Genomic DNA, 3,109 nt, shown 5'->3' with positions numbered 1-3,109 from the left:
CCACGATGCAGCAATTGCCGCCCGCGCCCCTGCCCGCCCCCGTCCCGCCGCTGTCGCCGGCGCAGGAAGCCTGGGCCAATGATTGGCTCAAGACTGGCGCGGCGCAAGGATTGATGGCGCGGCAGAAGGCGAGCGGGCGGTTGAAGGGCGAGGCGCTGGTGACGGCGCTGCTGGACCGGGCGAAAGCGCTCAGCACCGGCCGGGTGGATACCGCCGATTTCCTCAATATCTGGGCGTTGCGCCCGGCCGCCTTCGATCCCCGCCCCGGCCTTGCCAAGGCGGTTGCGGAAGACCGGCTGGCCCAATGGGCAAGCGGCCTGACCCCGCCCTGGGCGGGTTATGAGACGCTGCGCAGGGGCCTCGCCAAATATGAGGCGATCCGCGACAGGGGCGGCTGGCCGACGCTGACCGCGACGTCCGCGCCCGATGTCGTGCGCGCGCGCATCGCGCTGGAAGACCCGACGGTGACGCAGAACGAGAATCTGGTCGATGTCATCCAGCGGGCGCAGCGGCGCTACGGCCTTGAACCGACCGGCCAGCTTGGCGCGCGGACACTGGCCGCGCTCAATGTCGGCGTGGACGAGCGGATCGCGGCGATCATGGCGAATATGGAGCGGTGGCGCTGGATGCCCCGCAGCCTGCCGGTCAACCGGGTGCAGGTGAACATCGCCGCCGCCGTACTGACCGTGTTCGAGGGCGACCAGCCGGTCAGTTCGATGCGCGCCGTCACCGGCAGCCCGGACAATGCGACGCCGATGCTGGCGTCCAGCATCCATTCGATCGTCGTCAATCCGCCGTGGAACGTGCCGATGTCGATCGCGAAGCGCGAACTGTTCCCCAAGGGGCGCGCGACGCTGATCCGGCAGGGGTACAAGATCATCAAGACGCCCGAAGGCGGCGAGCGGATCGTACAGCCGGCCGGACCCAACAGTGCGCTGGGCCGGCTGAAGTTCGATTTCGACAACCCCTTCGCCGTCTACCTGCACGATACGCCTTCGCGCGGAAAATTTTCCAGCTACGACCGGCTGGCGAGCCATGGCTGCATCCGCCTGGAGAAGCCCGTCGCGCTGGCCGAGAAGATGGTCGCCGCCGACCCCAATCTCAACGGCCAGATCCAGACGCTGATCGACGAGGGCAAGACGCAGCGCGTGTCCCTGCCGCAGCAGGTCGCCGTCTATCTGCTCTACTGGACCGCCTTTGCCAATAATGACGGGGTGGTCAGCTTCCGTTCCGATCCCTATGGCTGGGACAAGCTGCTCGCGGCGAAGATCGAGGCGTCGAGCAGCCGGGTCGACCCGACCGCCGCCCCGCCCCCTTCCCTCGCATCCAAGGACTGAACGCCCATGCGCAAGATCGCCCTTTTGACCCTGGCCGGCGCGCTGGCCCTTTCCGCCTGCGGCAAGAAGGCGGAAGAGGCGCCCGCGACCAACAATATGGTCGAGCCGCCGGTCGAGAATGTCATCATCGACGAGCCGGACGCGCCGATCGCCGAACCGCAGAACAATGCAGCCGCGACTCCGCCCGCGCCGCCGCCATCCGTGTCGGAACAGCAGCAGATTCAAGATGATGCGGAAGCGACCGGGATGACCGCCCGACTGCCGGAAGGCGGCGAATCGAGCCAGCCCGCGGACGAATCGAGTACGAAGGGCGAATAAGGCCCCCCGCCCCGGTCTTCAATCGGGGCGGCGGCTTTGTTATATTGCGGCCATGGATCGCCGCAATTTCACGAAGTTCGCTTTAAGCGGACTCGCTTTTTCGTTTCTGTCGGACAGCATGGGGCGCGCCGCGCTGCCGACCGTGCCACAACCCGCCAGCCCGGTTCCGGTTCCGCCTGTGCCCGCCATTCCCAAGTCGGTGGCCGCAAAGCCCTACGCGCCGCTGTTGGAGCGCGCCAAGGCGGCGCTGGACAATCATGCCCATCATTTCGAATTGCGCGACCGGGTGGCGATCGTCGATTTCGACGCGCCGTCGAAGGATACGCGCATGCACATCGTCGACCTGATCGGCGGGCAGACCAGTTCCTACCTGGTGTCGCACGGCCGCGGGTCGGACCCCGCCCATTCCGGCTGGCTCCACAGTTTTTCGAACGAGCCCAATTCGCTGGCGAGCAGCCAGGGCGCGTTCAAGACGGGCGACATGTATTTCGGCCAGCATGGGCGCTCGATGCGGCTGATCGGACTCGACCCGCAGAACAACAATGCCGAAGCGCGCGCCATCGTCATCCACGGCGCGGATTATGTGAGCGAGGATCATGTCGCCGCATGGGGCAAGTGCGGGCGCAGCGAGGGCTGCTTCGCGGTCGCGCCGCACATCGTGCCACAAGTGCTGGGCATGATGGGCCCGGGGCGGATGCTCTACGCCGACAAGCTGGGCACGGCCTGAAAACGGCCGACGCGCAATCGCTCCCCGGATATGGCCGGGGGGACGTTGGCGCATCGCCGGATCAGCCGTTGGCGGCGACCATCGCCTCGACCGTGGGCCGGTTGGCGGCGTCGATGGTGCCGTCGGCGATCATCGCCTTGCCCATGGTCAACGCTTCTTCCAGCATCCCTTCCTCGGTCGAGGTCTGGCCCGCGCCGATCAGGGCGGACAGCAGCAGGTTGCGGCTGACATTGTCCTGGGGCGCTTCCTCCACCGACTTGCGCGCGAGCTTGAGCGCTTCGGCATAATAGGGGTCCGCGCCGCCCCGATCCTGCACGGCAAGCTTGCCGTTGCCCACCTGCACCAGGGTGCCTGCCAGGATGTTGCGGATGGTGGCGTCTTGCGGCTTCGCCTCCAGAACCTTGCGCCAGTGCGGCAGCGATTCCTCGTAGAGAGCCGCGACCTTGTCCATCTGCCCCAGCGCGGCATAGGCGGACGCATCGGCATAGAGGACGTTGGCGAGGAAGCCGACATTGTCGATCAATGCCGGATCGGCTTCGACCGCCGTGCGGATGGCGGGAAGCGCGCCGTCATATTTGGCGACCGCGCCCTGATTGTCGCCGCTTTTCTGCGCTTCCTGCCCGGCGGTGAAAGCATCGACCGCCTTGTTGAAAGCAGCGATTTCCGCCTTGGTCAGTTCGCGCACGGCAGGCGCGGCTTCGGCAGCGGGGGCTTCGGCGGGCGGCGG

General features: G+C 67.0%; 4 protein-coding genes. 3 read left to right on the top strand and 1 reads right to left on the bottom strand.

Annotated features, from left to right (window positions below):
* Positions 1-5: 5 nt before the first annotated feature.
* Genes AX724_RS16150 through AX724_RS16140 form a run of 3 tightly spaced genes read left to right on the top strand, consistent with a single transcriptional unit; the run spans position 6 to position 2,382 of the window.
* A complete protein-coding gene (locus AX724_RS16150; protein ID WP_082733562.1) occupies positions 6-1,337 on the top strand; it encodes a L,D-transpeptidase family protein in 1,332 nt (443 codons plus the stop codon).
* Between the two features lie 6 nt (positions 1,338-1,343).
* The gene (locus AX724_RS16145) at positions 1,344-1,655 is read left to right on the top strand and encodes a hypothetical protein (RefSeq protein ID WP_066768182.1); all 312 of its coding nucleotides are present in this window, start codon (positions 1,344-1,346) and stop codon (positions 1,653-1,655) included.
* Positions 1,656-1,707: 52 nt separating this feature from the next.
* Positions 1,708-2,382, top strand: coding sequence for a murein L,D-transpeptidase catalytic domain family protein (locus AX724_RS16140; RefSeq protein WP_066768180.1), 675 nt, complete (start codon positions 1,708-1,710; stop codon positions 2,380-2,382).
* A 61-nt stretch (positions 2,383-2,443) separates the two neighbouring features.
* On the opposite strand, the gene AX724_RS24120 is transcribed toward AX724_RS16140, so the two are convergent.
* The coding region (locus tag AX724_RS24120; protein WP_066768178.1) for a hypothetical protein at positions 2,444-3,109 on the bottom strand (666 nt) is incomplete at its 5' end.

This window comes from Sphingobium sp. CCH11-B1, assembly GCF_001556865.1.
Classification (GTDB): Bacteria; Pseudomonadota; Alphaproteobacteria; order Sphingomonadales; family Sphingomonadaceae; genus Sphingobium.
The sequence above is the reverse complement of the archived record's forward strand: the minus strand, read 5'-3'. Positions and strand labels throughout refer to the sequence as shown.